This window comes from uncultured Oscillibacter sp. (genome assembly GCF_900546705.1).
Taxonomy (GTDB): Bacteria; Bacillota; Clostridia; order Oscillospirales; family Oscillospiraceae; genus Oscillibacter.
Window position 1 is genome coordinate 14,602 of record NZ_URDP01000014.1, and the last position, 23,068, is coordinate 37,669.

Here is a 23,068-nt window from a genome sequence, read left to right on the forward strand (position 1 = left end):
GCGCGCTTATTGTCCCCCCGCCTCCTCCAGATCCACCGGCCGGGACGGCGCAATGGTGGAGATGGCGTGCTTGTAGATAATCTGCTGACGGCCGTCGGAGTCCAGCACCACCACAAAGGCGTCGTAGCCGGTGATAATGCCCCGCATCTGAAAGCCGTTCATCAAAAACAGTGTGACCGGCAAGTGCTCCTGTCTGGCCCGCAGCAAAAAAAGGTCCTGCAAATTGGCTTTGGTTCCCATGGTATGTCCGCTCCTTTGTTCTTTCTCGGTCGGACGATGCCACATCTCCCGTCCGCCTGAGGCTAGCATACCCCCGCAGCGGAGAGGATTTCCGTCGAAACCTGCACAGCACGGGCAAAATCCCGCTCTTTTTCCCACAAAATCCAGTGGATGGCCTTGTTGCGCCGCAGCCAGGTCAGCTGCCGCTTGGCATACTGCCGGGAGCGGAGCTTTACCTCCTCCACCGCCTCCCGGACGCTGATCTCTCCCGCCCTGGCCGCAAGGAATTCCTTGTAGCCGATGGCCTGAAGGGCCGTGGCCTCCGGCGGCAGTCCCAGCGACAAAAGCCAGTCCACCTCATCCAAAAGGCCCGCTTCCACCATGGCGTCCACCCGCCGGTCAATGAGCGCCCGCATGTCCGCCCGTTCTGCAAAGGCAAGGCCGATCCACACAGCGTCGTACCGGGGCGGAAGCGCCGCCTCGGCGGCGTTGTGTGCGGTAATGGTGGTGCCCGTCTCCAGGTACACCTCCAACGCCCGGAGAACGCGCTTTTCATCCCGCGGGTGCAGCCGCGCCGCCGCCTGTGGGTCCACTTTGCGCAGTTCCTCCAGCAGCGGTTCAATGCCCTCCGCTGCCAGCCGGCGCTGGAGCTCCATCCGCACGGCGCCGCCGGCGGCTCCGGGGGCAAAGCTGTGCCCCCGCACCAGGGCGTCGATCCAAAGGCCGGTGCCGCCCACCACAATGGGCAGCTTCCCACGGCGGAGGATATCGTCCACCACCGGAACAGCCGCCTGGACATACCGTCCCGCAGACCACTGCTCAGCAGGGTCCGCCACCGCAACCATGTGGTGGGGCACCCCCTCCATCTCCTCTTCCGTGGGTGCGGCGGTGCCGATGGTAAGCCCCCGGTAAATCTGCATGGAGTCTGCGGAGACCACTTCCCCGCCGTACCGCTTGGCCAGCAGCACGCCCAATTTCGTTTTCCCGCAGGCCGTGGGGCCCACCACACACACGATTTTCGGCGCCATGGCCGCCTCCTTTCCGCCCTGCCCGGTCCAGCCGGTCACTCCTCGGCGCCCAGCGCCGCCGCCAGCTTGCACTGAGCAGCCAGCAGTTCCTCTGCCCGATCCGGTACAATGTCCAGTCCGCCGGCAAACACATAGTCAAACCGGCCGATGCCGAACATGGCGGCCAGCTGCCGCCAGTGGACCACGCCCACGCTGTCCTCCCGCTCCACATCGCCGCCGGTGGTCAGATACACCAGCCGCTCCGCCCGGCAGTCCCCGTGGCAGCCGTCGGACTCATAGTGGTAGGTCAGGCCATTGGCGGAGACATATTCAATGTACGTCCGCAGCGCTGCCGGAAAGCTCAGATCCCAGTAGGGCGCCGCCACCACCACCGCATCCGCCCCGCGCAGCTGCCGGGCCAGGTCGAATACCGGCGCATCCCAGCGTTTTTCGGCAGCCAGGGCATCCCGCTCGTCCAGCATAGCCGCATCAAAGGGGCGCAGGGCCAGCAGCATCTCCGGTGTCACGGTCTCCACCTGCGCGCCGGGATGGGCCTTGGAAAACGCATCCAGATACGCCTTGGCCAGTTTTCTCGTCCGGGAGTCCTCGCCCCGCTGGCTGATACAGCAATCCACAAACAGCAGCTTCATGGTTTAATCCAATTCCTCCTTCAAGTATGTGACCATCACCCGGCCCTCCCGGTCCAGCAGCGGTGTCAGCCCGGCGGCGTTGCCGCTGGCATGGAACAGATACTGGACGCCGGTCTCCCGGTCCACCCAGATCTCCGAGACGTTGATGGCGCCCTGGCTGTATACTTTCACGAAACGGTCCTTTGCCATATCCTTGTCTCCTTTTCCAGTGCTGTGGAATGTCCGCCCGCGCATTCCGATACTCTCACGCTCTTCCGAACATCTTCTCGATTTGATATTTTGTCAGCTTCACCGCAACCGGGCGGCCGTATCGCGCCGCAGGCGCGGGATTTCCGATCCTCTGCCCCACGGATGCGCATTCCGATACACTCATGCTCTCCCGAACATCTTCTCGATCTGGTACTTGGTCAGCTTCACGGCGACAGGGCGGCCGTGGGGGCAATACTTCACCTCGCCCCGCTGTACCTTCTCCACCAGTACCCGCAGCTCCGCCGGATCACTGGTCCAGCCGCCCTTGATGGACGCCTTGCAGGCCATGGTGTGCAGCAGCGCCTCCCGCTTTTCCTCCGGAGAGCGGCCGCTGCGCAGCGTCTGGGCCAGCTCTTCCAGCGTGGCGGCGGCCTCGTCGGCATCCAGATCCGCCGGGACCTCCCGCACCAGCACCGTGCCGTCGCCGAAGTCCTCACACGCAAAGCCCAGCTGCTCCAATACCGGCAGGTTCTCCAGCAGCAGCGCTGCGTCTTCCCGCCCCAGCTCCGCCGGTACAGGACGCAGCAGCGTCTGGCGCATGGGCGGCGTCCGGGACGCCATCAGGCGGTCGAAGTTCACCCGCTCATGGGCGGCATGCTTGTCGATGAGCCATACGCATCCGTCGGCGCTCTCACAGACGATGTAGGTATGCAGCACCTCGCCCACCATCCGCCAGGGGGCCTCGGATTGTTCCAGGGTCTGCTGGCCGGGCAAGTCCTCCCCAGTGTGGGACTGCGGGATGGCGGGCACAAAGGGCCTCTGGGGCTTGTCCTCCTCGGGGGCCGCCTTTGCCATCCGGGGAAGATCGCGCGTTTGCTCCACCGGGGCGGGCCGGACCTGCGTCTCCCGTGCCGGACTCACCGGCATGCCGGGTTCCGCCGCCGGGCGGGATACGGCGGGCCTCTGCTCCGCGGAAGGCCGTTCCACTGCGGACCGGGGCGGGGCGCTCAGAGCCGCCGGCCGGACCGGCTGCTTCTCCGGCACGCTGTCCGCCACACGGACCACCGCGCTCCGGCGCTCCGTGTCCCATCCGCGCACAGGCACGCCGCTCTGCTGGGATGGCGTGGACGGCTTTTTCTCCGCGCTGCCGTGCTGTGCCCGGAAGGACGCGGCGTCCATGGTCTGGAAGAAATCCCTGCGGGCGGGCGCCGTCAATGTCTGGGGCTCAGGAGCACTCTGCGGGGCGCCGGAGCGGTCCAGGCAGTCGAGCACCGTGTGGTAAACGGCGTCGAACACCTCCCGCTCCCGGGCAAACTTCACCTGGGTCTTGGCCGGATGGACGTTCACGTCCACCGCCGTCACCGGCAGCGTCACGGCAAGCACGCAGCCGGGGAACTTGCCCTTCATGATCTGGTTGCGGTACCCCTCCTCCACCGCCGCCGTGAGAAGCTGGGACTTGATGAACCGTCCGTTGACGAAAAACACCTGCATGGACCGCGAGCCCCGGCCCATCAAGGGCCTGGTGACAAAGCCGTCCACCGCCACCTCGCCGCCCCGGCCGGAAACGGGGACGAGGCTCCGGGCAAAGTCCCGGCCCATCGCCGCATAAATGGCTGAATCCAGCCGCCCGTCGCCGGGAGTGTGAAGGGCTTCCGCGCCGTCTTTGATGAACTTGAAGGAGATATCCGGGTGGGACAGCGCCAGGTGCTGCATCAGCCCCGCCACCGCCGCCGTCTCCGCGCTGTCCTTGCGCATGAACTTCAGCCGGGCAGGGGTATTGTAGAAGAGGTCCTGTACGGCGATAGTAGTGCCCTCTGCCGTGCCGGTCTCCTCCACCGCCCCCGGTACGCCGCCGTCCAGCCGGAGGCATGCCCCCGTATCCGCGCCGGTTTCCCGGGTGCGGATCTCCACATGGCTCACGGCGGCAATGGCCGCCAGCGCCTCCCCCCGGAAGCCCAGTGTGCCGATGCGGCCCAGATCCTCGCCGGTACGGAGCTTGGAGGTGGCGTGGCGCAAAAAGGCGGTGGGCAGCTCGTCGGGGGCAATGCCGCAGCCGTTGTCCGTTACCCGGATGAGGCCCATGCCGCCCCGGCGGATCTCCACCACCACAGCGGAGCTTCCCGCATCAATGGCGTTTTCCACCAGCTCCTTGACCACACTGGCAGGGCGCTCCACCACCTCGCCGGCGGCGATCAGCTCTGAGACATGATGGTCCAGCTTTTGAATGTGGGGCATATTATCTCTCCTGTTCTGCCGGCCAACGGCTCCCGTAGCCCAGAGCCGTTACCAGCGCGCGCAGCTGCCGGGCAGATGGGTCCGCATCCACCCCGTCCCGCACGGAACGCAGCAGCTGGTTTTTCCCCGTAGTCTCGATGTTGACGGTAATGCCATTGCCCCGGTTGCCCAGGGCATCCCGGTTGGGCCAGCAGTGCACCATTTTGATGGTGCTGCGGTCAATGGCCGTGCCGCCCAGATGCAGCGTGTCCGCCGTCAAGTTCCACTTTACCGTCTCTTTTCCGCCGGGAAGCATCCCCTCCAGGGCCGGATAGAGCAGGCGGAAGAGTACATAGGCCGTCAGGGCAGCCACCACCGCCAGCGTCATGCCCGTCATGTGCAGCCGGGGCAGGAAGAAAATCATCAGCGCCCCGTCCAGGACGCACACGCCCACCACGGCCGCCAGCACCCGCCGCCAGTCGCTTTTTTCCAAGATCAGTTCACCCGACATAGTTTCTCCTTTCACATGGCCGCCCACAGGCTCAGGGCGTTGGCAGCGGCATGGAGCGCAATGGACGTCCACAGCGTGCCCGTGCGCTCGTAGGCCCAGGCCAGCACGGCGCCGGGCACCAGATACTGTACCATCAGCACAAGGTAAGTAAGATCCCCGCCGCCCACAGCGAACTGCCACACATGCAGCAGGGCAAAGAGGGCACACGAGATAAGATACGCCGCCGCCCGGCTTTTTGCCTTCAGGCATCCGAACACCAGCCCCCGGAAGAGCACCTCCTCCACAAAGGGCGCCAGGAACACCACGATCAGCGCCGTCATATGGGGCGCCGTGTCCAGCTGGGCAAAGACGGAGGTGTCATTGAGGTTGGTGCGGTTGCCCGCCAGATGGTAGGTGAGCCGGTAGACCAGCTCGTTGAGGCCGTACAGCGCCACCAGTCCCACCCCCAGCGTCCGCACGGCACCGCCCAGATTCTCCGTCAGGGTATGGCAGGTGCGGGCCAGGAAGCTGTGGAAGATGACGACGGATACGGCGAACAGCAGATAGTAGACGATGATGCTCCGCTGGGCCGCGGAAAACGAGGTGTCCAGCAGACGCTCCGCCAGGGTAAAGATGGGCCGCGCCGCCAGGGGCAGCACCGCAAGATATACCACAAACAGCACCGTACCGGCCACCTGCTCGCCGGGGGTCATATAGGAAGCACGTTTTTTCTTTGCCATGCCTGCCCCCCGCTCAGGAAAGCTTCTGCTTCCACTGGTACAGCAGGCCCATGGCCTCAATGGGCGTCAGGGTATCCGGCTGACAGCGGCGGATGGCCTCCAGCACCTCCGCCTCCCCCAGATTCTCCATGGACATCTGAGATGCCGCCTCCCGGGCCGCCGGGGCGCTTTTCGCCCCGCCGCCCTCCTGCTCCAGCTGGCGCAGGATTTCCCGGGCACGGCGCAGCACCCGGTCCGGAAGGCCCGCCAGAGCCGCCACCTCGATACCGTAGCTGCGGTCCGCCCCGCCCCGGAGGATCTTGCGCAGGAAGATAATCTCCTCGCCCCGGGCCTTGACGGCAATGTTGTAGTTCACGGCGCCGGGGAGCGTGTCCTCCAGCTCCGTCAGTTCGTGGTAGTGAGTGGCAAAGAGGGTCTTGGCCCCCAGGCGCTTTTCATCGGCGCAGTACTCCAGCACCGCCCGGGCGATGGCCATGCCGTCAAAGGTGGAGGTGCCCCGGCCGATCTCGTCGAGGATCAGCAGGGAGTGCTTCGTGGCCCGGCGCAAGATCTCCGCCACCTCGGTCATCTCCACCATAAAGGTGGACTGCCCCGCCGTCAGGTCGTCGCTGGCGCCGATCCGGGTGAAAATCCGGTCCACCACGCCGATCCTTGCACTGGACGCCGGGACAAAGGAGCCCATCTGGGCCATGAGCACAATGAGGGCCACCTGGCGCATGTAGGTGGACTTGCCGGCCATGTTGGGGCCGGTGATGATGGCCACCCGCTCCTGCTTCTCCCCCATAAAGGTGTCGTTGGGGACGAACAATCCGTCCTGGAGCACCTGCTCCACCACGGGATGGCGTCCCTGGTGAATCTCAATGATGCCGGACTCATCCACGCTGGGGCGGCAGTAGTGGTTGCGCACCGCCACGGCGGCCAGCGATGCCAGCGCATCCGCCTCCGCCACAGCAGCAGCGGTACGCTGGACCCGCTGGGCATTTTCGGACACCTGCTGGCGCAGCGCCGTAAACAGCTCGTATTCCAGCGCCACCACCCGCTCCGACGCCGTGAGGATCTCATGCTCCAGGTCCTTGAGTTCCTGGGTGATGTACCGCTCGGCATTGACCAGGGTCTGCTTGCGGATGTAGTCCTCGGGCACCTGGTCTATAAAGGACTTGGACACCTCGATGTAGTAGCCGAAGACCTTGTTGTAGCCGATCTTCAGCGTGCGGATGCCGGTTCTCTCCTTCTCCCGGGCCTCCATCTCCGTGATGACGCCCTTGCCGCCGGAGAGGATGTTCCGCAGGCGGTCCACCTCCGGGTGAAAGCCCTGGCGGATGAATCCGCCCTCCCGGACGGAAAAGGGCGGCTCGTCGCAGATGGCCGCGGCAATGGCGCCGCCCACATCCTCCAGCTCGTCCAGCTCCTGCCAGAGGGCATGGAGCCGTCCGGAGGGGAACCGGGCCAGCTGGGCCCGGACGGCGGGCAGCTTCTCAATGGCCGCCCGCAACGCCGCCATATCCCGTCCGCCGGCAGTGCCGTAGACAATGCGGCCGATGAGCCGCTCCATGTCTCCCAGGCCCGTCATGGCGTCGATGAGCTCCTCCCGGGCCATGGTGTCGTTTACCAGAGCCTCCACGGCGGCGCTGCGATGGTCGATGGCGGTGCAGCTAAGCAGCGGCCGTTCCAGCCAGCTGCGCAGGCACCGGCCGCCCATGGGGGTCCGGGTCTTGTCCAGCACCCACAAAAGGGAGCCCTTTTTCTCCTTGGAGCGGAGGGTGGCCGTCAGCTCCAGGTTGCGCCGGGCCGTCAGGTCCAGCTCCATGAAACGGCCCTGGGCGTAGTACTCCAGGTCGTTGATGTAGCCAAGGTCGGTTTTCTGGGTCTCATAGAGGTAGTTGAGCAGCCCCCCCAGCGCCATGGCCGCGGCGGGCACTCCCGCCGGCAGGGAGGAAAACGCCTCGTCGCCGAACTGGCGGCGGATGTTCTTCTCCGCCTCCGAGAGGGAAAAGCGGTTTTTCCCGCTCTCCACCCGGCAGGAAAATGTATCTTTGAGCGTCTTTACCAGCTTGTCGTCCTGAGTGGCCCCGTCATTCAAAACCGCCTCCGCCGGGGAAAAACGCCCCAGCTCGTTGATGACCTGCTCCACCCGGTCCGGGCCGGTGAAGCTGGTCAGATGGGCCTTGCCGGTGGTGATATCGCAGAAAGCGACGCCCGCGTCCTCCCCCTCCAGGCAGATGCCGCACAGGAAGTTGGAGGACTTGTCGTCCAGGCAGGCCGCGTCGATGACGGTGCCGGGGGTCACCACCCGGATGATGTCCCGCTTCACCAGCCCCTTGGCGGTGGCGGGGTCCTCCATCTGCTCGCAGATGGCCACCTTGTAGCCCTTTGCGATGAGCCGGGCGATATAGGCCTCGCTGGCGTGGTAGGGGATGCCGCACATGGGGATCTTCTCCTCGGCGGACTTGTTGGGGTCCTTGTCCCGGGAGGTCAGGGTCAGGTCCAGCTCCCGGGAGGCAAGGCGGGCGTCGTCGGCGAACATCTCGTAGAAGTCGCCCAGCCGGAAAAACAGGATGGAGTCCGGATTGTCCCGCTTGATCTCCAGATATTGCTTCATCATGGGGGTCAGTTCCGCCATGAAGTGTTCACCTCGTTGTCTATTCTAGTTTCCTTCCCGGCGCACCTCAAAGGGCCTCGCCGTACAGCGCCCAGGTGTTGCTGCCGGTGATCTTCACATCCGTGAACTGGCCCATGAGGGACGGGTCGCCCTTGAGCCGCACCAGGCGGTTGCCGTCCGTGCGGGCGGTGAGAGGGAACGCAGGGTCGTCGCTCTCGCCGTCCACCAGCACCCGCTCCGTTTTGCCCACATAGGCGGCGTGGAGCCGGGCGGAGGCGGCGTTCTGCACCTCCAGGAGCTTATCGAACCACTTCTGCTTTTCCGCCTTGGTGGCCGGGTCGGGCATCTCGGCCGCCTTGGTGCCGGGCCGGGGGGAGTAGAGGAACGTAAAGAGAGCATCAAAGCCCACTTCCTCCACCAGCGACACCGTGTCCATGGCCTCCGCCTCCGTCTCGCCGGGGAAGCCGATGATGATGTCGGAGGTGAGCACCAGCTCCGGCATGACGGACTTGGCATAGCGCACCAGCTCCAGGTACTGTGCCCGGGTGTAGCGGCGGTTCATCTCATGGAGCACCCGGTCGTTGCCGGACTGGACCGGCAGGTGCAGCTGCTTTGCCACGTGGGTGCAGCGGGCCATGGTGTCGAAGAGCTTACGCGTAGCGTCCTTGGGATGGCTGGACATGAAGCGGATGCGGTACTCGCCGGGAATCTTGTCGATGTCGGAGAGCAAATCCGCAAAGTCATAATTCAAATCCAGGTCGTTTCCGTAGGAGTTGACGTTCTGGCCCAGGAGGGTGATGTCCTTGTAGCCATGCTCCACCAGATCCCGGACCTCCTCCAGCACGCACTGGGGGTCCCGGCTGCGCTCCCGGCCCCGGACATAGGGCACGATGCAGTAGGAGCAGAAGTTGTTGCACCCGTACATGATGGACACCCACGCCTTGACGCCCTTTTCCCGCACCACGGGGATGCCCTCGGCGATGGAGCCGTGCTCATCGTCCACAGCGAAGACCCGCTTGCGGGTCTCGTACACCTGCCACAGTAGCTCCGGGAAGCGCCACAGGGCGTGGGGGCCGAACACCAGATCCACATGGCGGTAGGATTCCTTGATGCGCTTGGAGACCCGCTCCTCCTGGGCCATGCAGCCGCACAGGGCGATGACCTGCTCGGGATTCTCCTTTTTGGAGTGGGTCAGGATGCCCAGGTTGCCGAACACCCGCTGCTCGGCATGCTCCCGGATGGCACAAGTGTTCAAAATCACCAGATCGGCCTCTTTGGGCTCGTCCGTCAATGTGAAGCCGCACTGGAGCAGCATACCCATGAGCTTTTGCCCGTCGGCCACGTTCTGCTGGCAGCCGAACGTATCCACGCAGGCGGTGGGGTGGGCCTGGCGCGATTCAAACATCCGCCGGATTTTCTCTTCATAGTCCCGCTGGCGGTCCAATTCCGCCTGGGAGACCAGTACTTCCTTGCGTTCCAAATCAGTTCCTCCAAATTCAGATACTTTAACTAATATATCATAGCATAGCCACCTAAAAAGCACAAGAAAAAAAGCCGCGCCCCGGTTTCCCGGGGCGCGGAGCGCGGTCTTTTATTCCATTTTGGAAACCAGTCGACTAAACTGCTTGGGATTGACATCATCCTCCGCAACCACGCGGGCCTTCTTGCCGATCAGGGCAAACAGTCCCAGCAGAGAACGGGCGTCCAGCATCAAGGTATCCGTGCTCAGCCAGACCTCGTAAGGGGCTTCGCAGGCCAGGCGGTTGATCTTCTCCACCTGACTTTCGTCCTTAATATCAATCACTTTCGTCATAAAAACCCTTCTTTCCGGAACATTTTCGCCTCAATCTCTTGAGACGGCCACATTGTATCAGTCCCCGCGGAAGGTGTCAACGTTTCAAATGGTCAGAAATGTGATAAGTAATCGATTGCTTTTTGTGTAGATTCTACTATCACCCCGCAAAAGTTGTACATCTTTTTGCTTTTCCCAGCTGAAACAGCAGCGCTCCGGCCTCCGGGACCCACAAATCCCAAAAGGCCGGAGCGCCGTTTCAGCGTCCGTTTTCCAACTTGTGCAGCTGCCGGACAAACTCCTCCGGCAAAGGGCACGCAAGCTCCACCAGCTCCCCGGTGCGGGGGTGCATGAACCGCAGCCCCACCGCATGGAGGCACTGCCCCTGCAGTCCCGGCACCGGCCGGTGAGGTCCGTACACCGTGTCTCCCAGAATCGGGTGCCCCAGATAGGCCATGTGCACCCGGATCTGGTGGGTGCGCCCCGTCTCCAGGCGGCACTCCACATAGCTGTGGCCCGGCAGGTGCTCCAGCACCTGATAGTGGGTGACCGCATGGCGTCCCCCGGAGATCACAGCCATCTTTTTGCGGTCGGTGGGGTGGCGGCCGATGGGGGCGTCCACGGTGCCCGCATCCTGGGGCAGCGTCCCGATGACAATGCACCGGTACACCCGGGCGAGGGTGTGGTCCTGGAGCTGGGCGGAGAGCTTTTGATGGGCAAAGTCGTTTTTGGCCGCGATGATGAGGCCCGACGTGTCCCGGTCGATCCGGTGGACGATGCCCGGCCGCAGTGCCCCGCCGATGCCGGAAAGAGAATCTCCGCAATGGTAGAGCAGGGCGTTGACCAGCGTGCCGTCCGGATGACCCGGCGCCGGGTGGACCACCAGCCCCTTGGGCTTGTTCACCACGATCACGTCCTCGTCCTCATAGACAATGTCCAGGGGGATGTCCTGGGGCACGGCATCCATCGGCTCCGGCTCCGGCAGTTCCACCGTCACCGTCTCCCCGCCTGCAAGGCGGTAGCTTTTCGCCAGGGGCTTGTCCCCCAGCCGCACCCGGCCCTCCTCACACAGCCGGGCGGCGGCGGAGCGGGTCACATCCTCCAGCTGCGTGGCAAGAAAGGCGTCCAGCCGCTTGCCGGCGTCCGCCTCGCCGGCTTCAATCGTCCGAAGCTCCATGATCCCTCACCGCCTTGTCGTACCGCTCATAAAACCACAAATAGTATACCACGCCCAGTACAGCGCCGCACACCACAAAAATATCCGCCACATTAAATACGGGGTAGTTGATAAACAGCAGGTTGAACATATCCACCACATACCCCAGCCGCACCCGGTCAATAATGTTGCCCAGGCCCCCGGAGATGACCATGCAGCACGCCGTCACGCCCAGGGGATGGCGTACCGCACGCCGCACCAGCACCACCGTCAAAAACACCACGATGGCGCATGTGACCCCTACCAGCAGCCACCGGCTGCCGGAAAAGCTGGACCAGGCGGCGCCGTAATTGTGCACCGTCCGCAGTTCCACCACGCCGGGCAGCAGGCTTTGGGCCTGCCCCAGCGGGATATTGGCGCTCACATAGGCCTTGAGCCACTGATCCAGCGCAAGACCCGCAGCCGCCAGGCCGATACAAAGGACATACAGCATGAAAGCCTTTCCTCCAAAATCAAAATCGTGTTCAGTTTACATGGTTTTCCCCGGAAAAGCAACCGCAGGCCCAGGATTTCATGCATTTCTCACTCCAGCCAGTAGAGCGTCCGGCTGTCAAAGGTAAGTCCCAGCTTTTCCTGAAGTAATTCCGAGGCGGTGTTGCCCTGGCGCACATGGCAGTAGGGAAAGCCCCCCGCCTCCATCACCCGGGCAATGACGGCAGCCTCCAGCGCCTCTGCCAGACCCCGCCGCCGGAACCGGGGCAGTACCTCCAGCATGCCAAGGGCGCCCTCCTGGTGCACACCGGCAAAGCCCGCCAGCTGTCCGTCTACCTCGCCGGCCACCATGCCCTCGGCAATCCGGCCGCGGATATGGCTTTCGTAGGCGCCGGGATTGTGGTAGTTCTCCAGTACAAAAGGTAAATCCTCCTCCGTCAGCGGCCGCAGCCCGACGCCGGGCCGCAGGGGTACCACCGGCGGTTCATCTTTTAAATACAGCGCCTGCCGGCAGACCATCTGCTCCGTGCAGCAGCCCTTTTTCAAAAGCGCCTGCGCGGTTTCCCCGCTGTCCGTCAGCACCAGCATGGCCTGCTCCAGCTCCGGCAGATCTCCGGGAACCCGTCCGCCTGCGTAGGCGATGTCGATGTCCGGGTCATAGAGTGCCAGTCCTTCCTCGTCCATCCAGCAAACCCGGCCGCCCCGCCGGTGAAAATCCAGCAGATAGCCGTACCCTGCCCCATCCCGGGCCACCCAATCCAATACCGCCTGCTCCAATGCCGCGCCTCCTCTCGTCTGTTCGTATCAAGGTACCACACCACCGGGGACTTTGTCCAGTCCATTTCCCCTCCCGCTGTCCGCGGCATTTGCTTTTTTGTTGTTTTTCGTTGTTTTATGTCACATTGACACTAAAATGAAACTATGCTAGAATGGAAAAAATTCTGCGGCGGCCACGGCTTCCCCCACGCCCGCCCCGGTGCGGTTCCGCAGACATCATCAGGAGGTTGCTGCACTATGTCCTATACCTATGAATATTTCCAAAAGAGCGCCGATTACGTCAAAAGCAAGGTGGACTTCACCCCGGAGATCGCCATCATTCTGGGCTCCTGCCTGGGCCCCTTCGCCCAGCAGATCGAAAATCCCATTGTGATAGACTACAAGGACATCCCCAATTTCCTGGTGTCCACTGTGGCCTCCCACGCCGGCAAGCTGATCTTCGGCACCATCTGCGGCCGCAAGGTGGTGTGCATGTCCGGCCGGTTCCACTCCTACGAGGGATATGACTTCGAGCAGCTGGTGATCCCCATCCGGCTATTCAAGCTGCTGGGCGTCAAGGCCACCATTCTCACCAACGCCGCCGGCGCCGTCAACACCGGTTACCGTCCCGGCGATGTGATGATTATCTCCGACCACATCAAGCTCACCGGCAACAGCCCCCTGCGTGGCCCCAATGTGGATGAGTTCGGCCCCCGCTTCTTCGACATCACCAATATGTACACGCCGGAGCTGCGCAAGATCGCCCTGGAGTGCGCCGCCGGCACCGGCATCCGGGTCCACGAGGGCGTGTACATGTTCTTCACCGGTCCCCAGTTTGAGACGCCTGCCGAGATCCGGGCCGCCCGCGTCCTGGGCGCCGACGCCGTAGGCATGTCCACTGTCACCGAGGCCCTTACCGCCGCCCACTGCGGCATGCCGCTGCTGGCCCTGTCCGTCATGACCAACATGGCCGCCGGCGTGCTGGACCGCCCCCTGACCAACGAGGAAGTGGACGAGACCGCCCAGCTGGTGGCCGGCCGGTTCAGCGACTACATGAAGAAAATCGTGGCCGCCATCTAAAGAAAGGGAGGGGATTTCTTTGAAGCTGCTGTTGAAAAACTGTGAGATCCTGGCTGACGACGGCGCTGACGGTTACCGCTGGATCAAAAACGGCTTCCTGGGCATTGACGGCGACACCATCGACTATCTGGGCGAGCAGGCACCCCAGGCCCCCTACGATCAGGAAAAGGACATGGGCGGCAAGCTGGTGTGCCCCGGCCTCATCAACTGCCACGGCCACACCCCCATGACGCTGCTGCGGGGCGTGGGCAGCGATCTGCCCCTCCAGGAGTGGCTGTTCGACAAGATGATGCCCATTGAGGACCAGTTTACCGCGGAAGACATCCGGGTCGGCAACGCCCTGGCGCTGCTGGAGATGATCTCCACCGGCACCACCAGCTACTCCGACATGTATTTCCACGCGGACACCGCCGTGGAAAACGCCCGGCAGGCGGGCATCAAGGCAAACCTCTGCCGACCCAACCAGTGCTTCAACTCTGCGGAGACCTACGCAGAAAACACCCGGGCCAAGGAGTCCATCGAACTCTACAAAACCTATAACGGCGCGGAGAACGGCCGCATTCTCATCGACTTTGCCATCCACGCCGAGTACACCAACTTCCCCCACATTGTGGAGGCGTACAGCGCCGACTGCAAGGCGTTGGGCGGCCGGATGCACATCCACCTGTCCGAGACGAAGAAGGAGCACGACGAGTGCGTAGCCAAATACGGCAAGACACCGGCCCGGTGGTTCGATGACCTGGGCACCTTCGCCTCCCCCACCTTTGCCGCCCACTGCGTGTGGGTCACGGAGGAGGACATGGCCCTCATGAAGGCCCGGGGCGTCAGCGTGGTCCACAACCCCACCAGCAACATGAAGCTGGGCAGCGGTTTTGCCCCCATTCCCCGCATGCTGGAGCTGGGACTGAACGTGGCGCTGGGCACCGACGGCGCCGCCAGCAACAACAACCTCAACATGATGGAGGAGATGCACCTGGCCGCCGTGCTCCACAACGGCTACACCCAGGACCCCACCGTCATGAAGCCTGTCCAGGTGCTGAACATGGCCACCCGCAACGGCGCCCGGCTTCAGGGCCGGACAGATACCGGCTCTTTGCAGGTGGGCAAGAAGGCGGACCTGATCGCCATCGATCTGAGTCATCCCCACCTGTATCCCAACCTGGACCCGCTGGCCCTCATGGTCTACTCCGCCCAGGGCAGCGATGTGGCCATGACCATGGTGGACGGCCGTATCCTCTATGAAAACGGCGAGTTCTTGACGCTGGATGCGGATAAGATTCTCTACGAGGCGAAAAAATGCGTGGAGCGGCTGTACCGCTGAACACGGTTTGAAAAAAGCGCGTGCCGAACGGCCCCCGCTTTTTCTATATTCCGGCTCACTCCGCCGCCTCTGCGTCCTCTTCCCCGCCGGATTCCAGCAGCTCCACCTGCCGGTCTGCAAACAGCCGGCGCCAGCGGTCATCCAGCGGGCAATCCGTCACCACGGCAGTCAGCCGCTCCAGCGGACAGATGGTGATGAAGCCCGTTTTCCCGAACTTGGTATGATCGGCAAGCAGATAGGCGCTGTCGGCATTTTCAATAACCGTCTGGCGCACGTCCGCCGTCAGCTCGTCGGAGTCGTTGACGCCCCGCTGAAAGTCGATGGCCCGGCAGGACAAAAATGCCTTGTCCACGCAGTGCTGCTGCAGGTACCGCACAGTCTCCAGTCCGAAAAAGCCCTCCTGCCGCTCGTAAAACACGCCGCCGGTGGAGATGACCTTGATGTTGGCGCAGCCGGCCAGCTGTCCCACCACCCGGTAGGAGTTGGTCACCACGGTCAAGGGGATATGGCTGATCTCGGCGCACAGGGCCAGAGCTGTGGTGGAATGGTCAATGAAAATGCAGTCATTGGGATAAATCCGGCTGGCCGCCAGACGGCAGATGGCCTTCTTTTCATCCACAAACAGCCCGCTTTTCACCCGGTTGGGCTCTGTCACCGCTTTGCGGTCTTTCACCATGGCACCGCCGTAGGAGCGCAGAAGAAACCCCTCATTCTCCAGCACCTCAAAATCCCTGCGGATGGTCTGGCCACTGACGGAAAACCGCCGCGCCATCTCCAGCACGGAGGCGCTTTTGTGCTCCAGCATGTACTTTTTCAGTTCGTTTCTTCTCTGGGCTGTCATCATGGGTGACATTCCTCCTGCGCCGGCAAACGCCAATATTTCTGTTGATCCATCTGCTCGAATCATGTTTTCCGCTGTTTTTATGGAACATTTTTGTCCTACAGCGCTCCGTCCCACCGCAGCCGGTCGGATTTTCCGGGCATTTTCGCCCATTATGGCACATTTTCCCCCATTCGTCAATCCACGCGCTGTGCTTTTTCCCCAGAGGTTTGTTGACTGTTGTTGATTTGTGTGATACCATCGTTTCATCGGTGCCGCTCCCACAGATGCGTCGGCCGATACCTTATAAAATACAGCGGAAAGGCTGGTACCCTCCCATGAAGAATTTCACCTTCGCAATTCCCACCGTGGTCCACTTCGGACAAGGTCAGATCCGGAAGCTGGGGCCGGAGCTGGCCCGCCGTTCCACCCGGCTTCTGATGGTCTACGGCGGCGGCAGCATCCGCCGCAACGGCGTCTATGATGGTGCCGTGGAACAGCTCAAGTCTCAAAACCTCTACTGGACGGAGCTGGGCGGCGTGGAACCCAACCCCCGCATTGCCACCGTCCGCCGGGGCGTGGCGCTGTGCCGGGAGCACCATCTGGACGGCGTACTGGCCCTGGGCGGCGGCAGCGTCATCGACTGCGCCAAGGCCATTGCCGCCGGTGCCTGCTACGACGGCGATCCCTGGGACTTCCCCAGCGGCAAAGCCAAACCTGAGCGCGCCCTGCCCATCTTCACCGTGCTGACCATGGCCGCCACAGGCTCGGAGATGGACTCCGTGGCTGTCATCTCCAACCCGGACACCCAGGAAAAGCTGGACTTTGCCGCCCGCTGCTGCCTGCCTGCCGTGTCCATTCTGGACCCCACCTACACCTGCTCCCTGCCCGCCTCCCAGACCGCCGCGGGCACGGCGGACATTATGTCCCACACCTTTGAAAATTACTTCAGCCCCATTGAGAGCTCCTTCCTGGCCGACAATATGGCCGAGGCCATCCTCCGGGCCTGCATCCAGTACGGCCCCCGGGCCATTGAAAAGCCCGACGACTATGAGGCCCGTGCCAACCTCATGTGGTGCGCCTCCTGGGCCATCAACGGCTTTTTGGACATGGGCAAGCCCGTAGCCTGGAGTGTCCACAAGATTGAGCACGAGCTCTCCGCCTTTTACGACATCACCCACGGCGTGGGCCTGGCCATCCTGACCCCCAACTGGATGCGCTATGTGCTCAATGACCGTACCGCCCACCGCTTTGCCCGGTACGGCACCGCCGTGTGGGGACTGGACCCCACGCTGCCGGAACGGCAGCTGGCCCTGGAAGCCATCCAGCGCACCCGGGACTTCTTCACCGCCATGGGCCTGCCCGCCACGCTGCACGAGGTGGGCATCGATGAGGAATTTTTGCCGCTCATGGCGAAAAAAGCCCGCACCGCCGCATTTGACCGCACCTTTGTCCCCCTCAGCGAGGAGGATATCCTCAATATTCTGCGCATGAGTCTTTAAAAAAGGAGCTGCCGCCAAAATGGCGGCAGCTCCTTTTCCGCACAGCGGATTGGCCCCGCATTCTTTTGTTGAATTTCATCAAAGGTCGACTTTTCTTTTGCGTTTTTCATGAAAAAATGGCGAAATTTTGTTGGTTTTCGTTGAAACAAGGCTTAAGAGCGGTGAAATTGTAAAATCTCGATTGACAAAAGATAACACCTTGCCCTATAATACCCCTTGGGAACCGTGGCGAATTTTGGTTCTTTTTGGAATGTGTGCAAAAGGGCCGCGGGTTTCCCGTGATTTTGACAAGTGAACGATGGAGGATGAAAGATGAAGAAGACGCTTGCTATGCTCCTGGCGCTGGTCATGTCTTTGTCCCTGCTGACTGCCTGCGGCAGCAAGGAAGAGACCCCCGCTGAGGAGACTCCCGCCGAAGGCGAGGAGACCGCTCTGCCTGGTGAGGGCATGAAGATCGCCCTGGTGTGCGACAAGATCGGCACCAATATGTTCCTGGTCCAGATGTCCGACGCCCTGAACGAGGCCGCTGAGGAATACGGCTTCGAGCCCACCGTGGTGGAGTGCGCTGACACCGCTGCTTTCGAGGACAACATCCGCGCTCTGGCTGCCGAGGAGTACGACCTGATCATCGGCGGCGGCTGGGCTGCCGGCGATCCTCTGGTGAAGGTTTCCGCCGAGTTCCCCGATGCCCACTATGCCCTGATCGACTCCGAGGTCGACAGCGACAACGTCAAGTGCATTGCCTACCGTGAGCAGGAAGGCGCCTACCTGATCGGCGCTCTGGCCGCTCTGACCGTGGACGGCGAGTCCCACATGTACGGCGGTGTCCACTGCAACGAGGGCCCCGGCTCCTGGAAGTATCGTTACGGCTACATGGAAGGCGTCAAGTCCATCGATCCCGATGCCCAGTTCGTCTTCAACTACACCAACTCCTACTCCGATCCCGCCAAGGCCAAGGAGCTGGCCATCCAGCAGTATGAGCAGGGCTGCCTGTTCATCAACGGCGCTGCTGCTGCCGGCGACAGCGGTGTGTATGAGGCTGCTCAGGAGAAGGGCTTCTACACCTCCGGTCAGGACGTGGATGAGACCGACGCCAACAACCCCTATATCGTCTCTTCCCAGATCAAGGATACCCATCAGACCATGCTGAACCTCATCGACGAGTTTTTCAGCGGCAACTGGACCAACGACACTGCCGTCTGGGGTGTTTCCGAGGGTGCCATCGGCGCTGTGTATGTGACCCAGGATTCCGAGAACCCCAGAAGCGACCGTCTGAGTGATGAGGACATCGCCCAGCTGCAGCAGATTGCCGAGGATCTGCGTACCGGCAAGCTGGATCTGACTGAGATTCCCACCGAGGAAGAGTATTTTGCCGGCTGATTCGCGAAAAGGTCGTCTGCTCTGAGCTTTTCTCAGGGGCTTTCAGAATGAACACGCAAAAGCAGACGGGAAGAAGCATCTCTTCCCGTCTGCTTTTTCCGCTTGCGCTGCCTCCCGGACGGCAGGCTTCCTCCCGCCGGGGAGACGGCACAGACAAGATCGCAATGAAAGGACTGGTGATTCCATTGCTGCTGGAAATGAAGCACATCACCAAGGTATACGGCTCTCTGCGCGCCAACGACGACGTTCATCTCTCCCTGGAAAAAGGGGAGATCCTGGCGGTTGTCGGCGAAAACGGCGCAGGCAAATCCACCTTGATGAAAATCCTCTATGGACTGGAGCGCCCCACCTCCGGTGAGATCTATCTCAACGGGGAGCTGCAGCACTTCCGCTCTCCCCACGACGCCATTGCCAAGAAGATCGGCATGGTGCAGCAGCACTTCATGCTGCTGGGCCCCTGCTCCGTGGCCGAGAACATCGTCTATGGCCGGGAGCCCCGCAAGCACGGCATCTTCTTTGACCGGGAGGCCGCCGTGCGCATTACGGAGTCTCTTTGCGAAAAGTACAGCCTGCACATTGACCCGAACCTGCGGGTATCCGACTGCCCGGTGGGACTGCAGCAGCGGGTGGAGATTCTGAAGGTCCTCTACCAGGACGCAGACATTATTATCTTCGACGAGCCCTCTGCCGTGCTGACGCCGCAGGAGGTCCGGGAGCTGCTGGCCACCATGCGCAAGCTGGCCCAGATGGGCAAGAGCATCATTATCATCACCCACAAGCTCCACGAGGTCATGGCCGTGGCCGACCGGGTCATGGTCATGCGGCTGGGCAAGTACATCAAGGAGATGCGCAAGGAGGACACCAGCATCGAGGAGATGTCCTACCTGATGGTGGGCCGCCACATTGTGGAGCGGGAGGTGGCCCCCAAGACCCCCGGCAACACGGTGCTGGATGTTCAGGACCTGGTCCTGGCCGGCTCCGAGAAAAAGAACATTCTGGACCACTTCAATATCCATGTGGATGCCGGCGAGATCGTAGGCATTGCCGGCGTGTCCGGCAACGGCCAGTCGGAGTTGATTGAGTGCCTGACGGGCCTGACCGCTCCCACCGGCGGCCATGTCCTGCTGGAGGGCAAGGATGTTACCGGCAAGACTGTGGGCCAGATTCGCCAGGCCGGCTGTGCCTGCATTCCGGAGGACCGCTACCTCTACGGCTGCGCCAAGGAGGCCACCCTGGCAGAGACGGCCATCATGGCCCACCAGCGCCAGAGCCAGATCTCCAGCCACGGTCTGCTCAACCCCAAGGGCATCCGGGCCTTCACCCAGCAGCTGCTGGACGGGTATGACGTGCGCAACAGCGGCCAGGAGCAAAAAGCCGGGGAGCTGTCCGGCGGCAACATCCAAAAGCTCATTGTGGCCCGGGAGATCGAGCAGCACTCTCCCCTGCTCATTGCGGCGGAGCCCACCCGCGGCGTGGACATCGGCGCCATGGAATTCATTCACAACAAGCTGCTGGAAAAGCGGGAGCGGGGCGGCGCCGTGCTCTTGATCTCCTCGGAGCTGACGGAGATCATGTCCCTCTCCGACCGGATCTATGTTATTTTTGAAGGCCGCGCCGTAGGCGAGTTCCGCAAGGCGGACGCCACGGAGGAGGCCCTTGGTATCCTGATGATGGGAGGATCACTCCATGAAGCAGTCTAACGGTTCCGCTTTCGGCCGCAGCTGTATGCGGTCGCTGCTGGCGCTGCGCCAGCCGCTGATCGCCGCGGTGTTCGGCCTGGTGGTCGGCGCGGTGGTCATCCTCGCCTGCGGCCAGAATCCTCTGCTGGTATACGCAGAGATGTTTGAAAAGTCCTTTCTCAAGCCCTATTACCTCTTCTCCACCCTGACCCGTGCCACGCCCATTATCATCTCCGCCATGGCCACCGCCATGGCCTGGCGGGCGGGCTACATCAACATCGGTGTGGAGGGCCAGATGATCACCGGTGCCTTTGCCGCCACGGTGTTTGCCCTGTATGTGCCCGGTCCTCCGGTGCTCATCTGCCTGCTGGCCTGGATTGTGGGCCTGATCGCCGGCGCGCTCTATGCCCTGCTGCCCGCCGTGCTCACCTGGAAGTTCAACGTCAGCATGGTCATCACCACGCTGATGCTCAACTACGTGGCAAGCTACATCACCAGCTACTTTGTCACCTATCCCCTCAAGGACACCGCCGGCGACGGCCTGGCCCTGCAGACTATGGAGCTGAGCGAGGCCATGCAGCTGCCCCGTCTGTCCTCCACCAGCACATTCAACGCCGGCTTTATTATCGCCGTCATCGTCATGCTGGCTATGCTCTACCTGACAAGACGCACGGTGTTCGGCTACGAGTCCAAGATGGGCGGCTTTAATGCAGCCTTTGCCCGCTACGGCGGCACCAAGCAGGTCAAAGTCATGATGATTACCATGGCTCTCTCCGGCGCCATCGCCGCCATCGGCGGCTCCACCGAGGTCTTCGGCATCAAGTACCGCTTCATCGATGGCATGTTCACCTCCACCAGCTACGCCTGGACGGGCCTCATGGCCGCCCTGATGGCCAACCTACATCCCGTGGGCATGTTCGTGGCCTCCATTTTCCTGTCCGGACTCCAGATCGGCGGCAGCGCCATCCAGCGCTCCATGGGCATTCCCCTGGAAATTGCGACCATTATCCAGTGCTGCATCACGCTGTTCGTCTCCGTGAAAGTGGTGTTCCAGTTTACCAGAAAGAAAAAGGCCAAGACCGCGGAAGGAGGGGCTCAGGCATGAACAGCGCGTATATTGCCTCTATCGTCAACTCCACCCTGCGCTCCACCACCCCCATTTTGCTGGCGGCGCTGGGCTGTGCCATCTGCAGCCGGGTGGGTGTGTTCAACATCGCCCTGGAAGCCCAGATGCTCATTGCGTGCTTCTGCTCCATTGTGGTGAACTACTTTACCGGCAGCGTGATTTTGTCCGTGCTGGCCGGCATCGTCTCCGGTGCGCTGGTAGGCGCCGTAGTGGCCGTGCTGCAGGTGAAGTACAAGGCCCCCGATATGGTTATCGGCACCTCCCTGAACCTGCTGATCAACGGTCTGACCACCTTCCTCCTGTACATGATCTTTGATGTGCGGGGCCGCCTGGTGGACGAGCGGCTGGTCCCCATTTACAAGATCAACCTGCCTGTTATCAAGGACATTCCCTTCCTGGGCCGGGTACTGGAAAACCTGACCATCATTGATTACCTGTGCTATGTGATCGCCATTGTGCTCTTCATTTTCCTGTTCAAGACCGTGGCCGGCTACCGGACACTGTCCGTGGGCATCAACAAGGCCGCAGCGGAGAGCCTAGGTACCAAGGGTACCCGCATCCAGATGTGGATGGTGATCCTCTCCGGCGCCCTGTGCGGCCTTGGCGGCACGGCACTGAGCATGGGCCAGGTGACCATGTTCACCGAGAACATGACCTCCGGCCGAGGCTTCATCGCCATGGCAGCCTCTTCCCTGGGCATGTCCCATCCGCTGCTGGTGATCTTCTCCAGCCTGTTCTTCGGACTGTGCCAGGGCATCGGCGTGGCGCTCCAGAATGTCATCAAGAGCCAGCTGACCTCTGCCCTGCCCTACATCGCCACCATTGTGGCACTGGTGATTTTCAGCCGGCGCACCACATCCTCCGGCAAGCTCCGCAAAAAAGGCTGAGCTGTCCATCCCGTATCCCCGCACTGGCCCGCTTTTTAGCGGGCCAGTGTCATCTTGGACGTTGTATCATCTGTCAGGAGGTTATTCTCATGTCTGAAAAGAATCTGCTCCCCTGCATTCACGTGGCCCCCGGCGATATCCCGCCCCGGGTATTGGTGTGCGGCGATCCCGCCCGGGCCGAGCGCATCTCCCACCGTCTGGAAAACGCCCGCTGCCTTGCCCAAAACCGGGAGTACTGGACCTACACCGGTACCTATAAGGGCGTGGAGGTGGCCGTTACCTCCCACGGCGTAGGCTGCGGCGGCGCCGCCATCGCCTTTGAGAGCCTGTGGCGGGCCGGTGCCAAAGTCATCATCCGCACGGGTACCTGCGGCGGCATGCAGCCCGACATTACCGCCGGCAGCCTCATCATTGCCACCGGCGCCTGCCGGGAGGAGGGCGTCACCGAGAAGATGATTCCCCTGTCCTATCCCGCCATTGCCGATGGCGAGGTGGTGGCGGCCCTGAGCGCCTCCGCCCGTGCCCTGGACATCCCCGTCCACAAAGGCATCGTATTGACCCAGGCGCTGTTCTATCCCGGCTTCCTGGAGTCCACCGTGAAGCTCTATGCCAAGGCCGGCGTCAAGGCCATGGAAAACGAGGTGGCAAGCCTGCTGGTGGTGGCCTCCCTCCACGGCGTCAAGGCCGGCGCCATCATCGCCGCCGATGCCCCCGCCTTCGAGCTGGTGGGCGTGGAGGGCTACAACCAGACCGCCGACGCTGCCGATGTGGCGCAGGCGGTGGAAAACGAAATCTCCATTGCCCTAGACGCCATCATTCAGGTACCTGTGGACTGATGTGAAACGTGGCCCCGCGGCAGCTGCCGCGGGGCCACGTTTTTTCTGACGGACAGGCTGCCTTCTCACCACACCGCAAAAAAAGCACCCGGGCCTTACGGTCCGGGTGCTTTTGCACTTCAGGGAAAACGCA

22 protein-coding genes are annotated in these 23,068 nt (G+C 62.4%); 8 read left to right on the top strand and 14 right to left on the bottom strand.

Annotated features, from left to right (window positions below):
* Positions 1-6: 6 nt before the first annotated feature.
* The 13 genes from hfq to QZS13_RS04670 all read right to left on the bottom strand — a co-directional run bounded on the left by hfq (position 7) and on the right by QZS13_RS04670 (position 12,325).
* Positions 7-240, bottom strand: coding sequence for an RNA chaperone Hfq (gene hfq, locus QZS13_RS04610; protein WP_295586105.1), 234 nt, complete (start codon positions 238-240; stop codon positions 7-9).
* Positions 241-302: 62 nt separating this feature from the next.
* The gene (miaA, locus tag QZS13_RS04615) at positions 303-1,247 is read right to left on the bottom strand and encodes a tRNA (adenosine(37)-N6)-dimethylallyltransferase MiaA (RefSeq protein ID WP_295586107.1); all 945 of its coding nucleotides are present in this window, start codon (positions 1,245-1,247) and stop codon (positions 303-305) included.
* 35 nt (positions 1,248-1,282) lie between these two features.
* Positions 1,283-1,876 (bottom strand): NAD(P)H-dependent oxidoreductase, encoded by a 594-nt coding sequence (locus tag QZS13_RS04620; RefSeq protein ID WP_295586110.1) that lies wholly within the window; start codon positions 1,874-1,876, stop codon positions 1,283-1,285.
* A gap of 3 nt (positions 1,877-1,879) precedes the next feature.
* On the bottom strand, positions 1,880-2,065 hold the full coding sequence (locus tag QZS13_RS04625) for a DUF6440 family protein (RefSeq protein ID WP_295586114.1): 186 nt from the start codon (positions 2,063-2,065) through the stop codon (positions 1,880-1,882).
* Between the two features lie 180 nt (positions 2,066-2,245).
* Complete coding sequence (gene mutL, locus QZS13_RS04630; RefSeq protein ID WP_295586116.1) at positions 2,246-4,300, bottom strand: DNA mismatch repair endonuclease MutL; 2,055 nt, start codon at positions 4,298-4,300, stop codon at positions 2,246-2,248.
* A 1-nt stretch (position 4,301) separates the two neighbouring features.
* A complete protein-coding gene (locus tag QZS13_RS04635) occupies positions 4,302-4,790 on the bottom strand; it encodes a hypothetical protein (RefSeq protein ID WP_295586120.1) in 489 nt (162 codons plus the stop codon).
* 11 nt (positions 4,791-4,801) lie between these two features.
* A complete protein-coding gene (locus tag QZS13_RS04640; RefSeq protein WP_295586122.1) occupies positions 4,802-5,509 on the bottom strand; it encodes a CPBP family intramembrane glutamic endopeptidase in 708 nt (235 codons plus the stop codon).
* 13 nt (positions 5,510-5,522) lie between these two features.
* Complete coding sequence (gene mutS / locus QZS13_RS04645; RefSeq protein ID WP_295586125.1) at positions 5,523-8,129, bottom strand: DNA mismatch repair protein MutS; 2,607 nt, start codon at positions 8,127-8,129, stop codon at positions 5,523-5,525.
* Positions 8,130-8,175: 46 nt separating this feature from the next.
* Positions 8,176-9,588 (bottom strand): tRNA (N6-isopentenyl adenosine(37)-C2)-methylthiotransferase MiaB, encoded by a 1,413-nt coding sequence (miaB, locus tag QZS13_RS04650; RefSeq protein ID WP_295586128.1) that lies wholly within the window; start codon positions 9,586-9,588, stop codon positions 8,176-8,178.
* A gap of 111 nt (positions 9,589-9,699) precedes the next feature.
* Complete coding sequence (locus QZS13_RS04655) at positions 9,700-9,921, bottom strand: hypothetical protein (protein WP_295586130.1); 222 nt, start codon at positions 9,919-9,921, stop codon at positions 9,700-9,702.
* 238 nt (positions 9,922-10,159) lie between these two features.
* Positions 10,160-11,077, bottom strand: coding sequence for an RluA family pseudouridine synthase (locus QZS13_RS04660; protein WP_295586133.1), 918 nt, complete (start codon positions 11,075-11,077; stop codon positions 10,160-10,162).
* Positions 11,058-11,549 carry a signal peptidase II gene (lspA, locus tag QZS13_RS04665; protein ID WP_295586137.1) on the bottom strand — a complete coding sequence of 164 codons (492 nt, stop codon included), beginning with the start codon at positions 11,547-11,549 and terminating at the stop codon, positions 11,058-11,060. The genes QZS13_RS04660 and lspA overlap by 20 nt, the downstream gene beginning before the upstream one ends.
* 89 nt (positions 11,550-11,638) lie before the next feature.
* Positions 11,639-12,325 (bottom strand): GNAT family N-acetyltransferase, encoded by a 687-nt coding sequence (locus QZS13_RS04670; RefSeq protein WP_295586140.1) that lies wholly within the window; start codon positions 12,323-12,325, stop codon positions 11,639-11,641.
* A gap of 237 nt (positions 12,326-12,562) precedes the next feature.
* Between QZS13_RS04670 and QZS13_RS04675 the strand changes: the two genes are divergently transcribed.
* Positions 12,563-13,384 carry a purine-nucleoside phosphorylase gene (locus QZS13_RS04675; RefSeq protein WP_295586142.1) on the top strand — a complete coding sequence of 274 codons (822 nt, stop codon included), beginning with the start codon at positions 12,563-12,565 and terminating at the stop codon, positions 13,382-13,384.
* Between the two features lie 19 nt (positions 13,385-13,403).
* Entirely contained in the window at positions 13,404-14,705 is a 1,302-nt protein-coding gene (locus QZS13_RS04680; RefSeq protein ID WP_295586145.1) for an amidohydrolase, read from the top strand.
* 55 nt (positions 14,706-14,760) lie between these two features.
* Here QZS13_RS04680 and QZS13_RS04685 read toward each other — a convergent pair whose 3' ends face one another.
* Positions 14,761-15,549: a DeoR/GlpR family DNA-binding transcription regulator gene (locus QZS13_RS04685; protein ID WP_295586148.1), complete on the bottom strand. Its 789-nt coding sequence runs from the start codon at positions 15,547-15,549 to the stop codon at positions 14,761-14,763.
* 314 nt (positions 15,550-15,863) lie between these two features.
* On the opposite strand from QZS13_RS04685, the gene QZS13_RS04690 reads away from it, so the two are divergent.
* The 6 genes from QZS13_RS04690 (at position 15,864) to QZS13_RS04715 (ending at position 22,935) form a co-directional block, all read left to right on the top strand.
* The gene (locus QZS13_RS04690) at positions 15,864-17,027 is read left to right on the top strand and encodes an iron-containing alcohol dehydrogenase (RefSeq protein ID WP_295586151.1); all 1,164 of its coding nucleotides are present in this window, start codon (positions 15,864-15,866) and stop codon (positions 17,025-17,027) included.
* A gap of 312 nt (positions 17,028-17,339) precedes the next feature.
* A complete protein-coding gene (locus QZS13_RS04695) occupies positions 17,340-18,407 on the top strand; it encodes a BMP family protein (RefSeq protein WP_295586155.1) in 1,068 nt (355 codons plus the stop codon).
* 47 nt (positions 18,408-18,454) lie between these two features.
* A complete protein-coding gene (locus QZS13_RS04700) occupies positions 18,455-20,107 on the top strand; it encodes an ABC transporter ATP-binding protein (RefSeq protein WP_295586158.1) in 1,653 nt (550 codons plus the stop codon).
* Positions 20,094-21,191 (top strand): ABC transporter permease, encoded by a 1,098-nt coding sequence (locus tag QZS13_RS04705; protein ID WP_295586160.1) that lies wholly within the window; start codon positions 20,094-20,096, stop codon positions 21,189-21,191. Before QZS13_RS04700 ends, QZS13_RS04705 begins: the two co-directional genes overlap by 14 nt.
* Positions 21,188-22,099: an ABC transporter permease gene (locus QZS13_RS04710; protein WP_295586163.1), complete on the top strand. Its 912-nt coding sequence runs from the start codon at positions 21,188-21,190 to the stop codon at positions 22,097-22,099. The genes QZS13_RS04705 and QZS13_RS04710 overlap by 4 nt, the downstream gene beginning before the upstream one ends.
* Before the next feature lie 89 nt (positions 22,100-22,188).
* Positions 22,189-22,935 (top strand): nucleoside phosphorylase, encoded by a 747-nt coding sequence (locus QZS13_RS04715; RefSeq protein WP_295586166.1) that lies wholly within the window; start codon positions 22,189-22,191, stop codon positions 22,933-22,935.
* Positions 22,936-23,068: the final 133 nt, after the last annotated feature.

Bases quoted from the DNA above. Each gene is read 5' to 3' on its own strand.
- QZS13_RS04685 (WP_295586148.1), bottom strand. From the start codon at position 15,549: ATGATGACAGCCCAGAGAAGAAACGAACTGAAAAAGTACATGCTGGAG.
- hfq (WP_295586105.1), bottom strand. From the start codon at position 240: ATGGGAACCAAAGCCAATTTGCAGGACCTTTTTTTGCTGCGGGCCAGA.
- mutL (WP_295586116.1), bottom strand. From the start codon at position 4,300: ATGCCCCACATTCAAAAGCTGGACCATCATGTCTCAGAGCTGATCGCC.
- QZS13_RS04715 (WP_295586166.1), top strand. From the start codon at position 22,189: ATGTCTGAAAAGAATCTGCTCCCCTGCATTCACGTGGCCCCCGGCGAT.
- QZS13_RS04690 (WP_295586151.1), top strand. From the start codon at position 15,864: ATGAAGAATTTCACCTTCGCAATTCCCACCGTGGTCCACTTCGGACAA.
- miaA (WP_295586107.1), bottom strand. From the start codon at position 1,247: ATGGCGCCGAAAATCGTGTGTGTGGTGGGCCCCACGGCCTGCGGGAAA.
- QZS13_RS04635 (WP_295586120.1), bottom strand. From the start codon at position 4,790: ATGTCGGGTGAACTGATCTTGGAAAAAAGCGACTGGCGGCGGGTGCTG.
- QZS13_RS04675 (WP_295586142.1), top strand. From the start codon at position 12,563: ATGTCCTATACCTATGAATATTTCCAAAAGAGCGCCGATTACGTCAAA.
- QZS13_RS04660 (WP_295586133.1), bottom strand. From the start codon at position 11,077: ATGGAGCTTCGGACGATTGAAGCCGGCGAGGCGGACGCCGGCAAGCGG.
- mutS (WP_295586125.1), bottom strand. From the start codon at position 8,129: ATGGCGGAACTGACCCCCATGATGAAGCAATATCTGGAGATCAAGCGG.
- QZS13_RS04655 (WP_295586130.1), bottom strand. From the start codon at position 9,921: ATGACGAAAGTGATTGATATTAAGGACGAAAGTCAGGTGGAGAAGATC.
- QZS13_RS04705 (WP_295586160.1), top strand. From the start codon at position 20,094: ATGAAGCAGTCTAACGGTTCCGCTTTCGGCCGCAGCTGTATGCGGTCG.
- lspA (WP_295586137.1), bottom strand. From the start codon at position 11,549: ATGCTGTATGTCCTTTGTATCGGCCTGGCGGCTGCGGGTCTTGCGCTG.
- QZS13_RS04695 (WP_295586155.1), top strand. From the start codon at position 17,340: ATGAAGAAGACGCTTGCTATGCTCCTGGCGCTGGTCATGTCTTTGTCC.
- QZS13_RS04700 (WP_295586158.1), top strand. From the start codon at position 18,455: ATGAACACGCAAAAGCAGACGGGAAGAAGCATCTCTTCCCGTCTGCTT.
- QZS13_RS04625 (WP_295586114.1), bottom strand. From the start codon at position 2,065: ATGGCAAAGGACCGTTTCGTGAAAGTATACAGCCAGGGCGCCATCAAC.
- QZS13_RS04640 (WP_295586122.1), bottom strand. From the start codon at position 5,509: ATGGCAAAGAAAAAACGTGCTTCCTATATGACCCCCGGCGAGCAGGTG.
- QZS13_RS04710 (WP_295586163.1), top strand. From the start codon at position 21,188: ATGAACAGCGCGTATATTGCCTCTATCGTCAACTCCACCCTGCGCTCC.
- QZS13_RS04620 (WP_295586110.1), bottom strand. From the start codon at position 1,876: ATGAAGCTGCTGTTTGTGGATTGCTGTATCAGCCAGCGGGGCGAGGAC.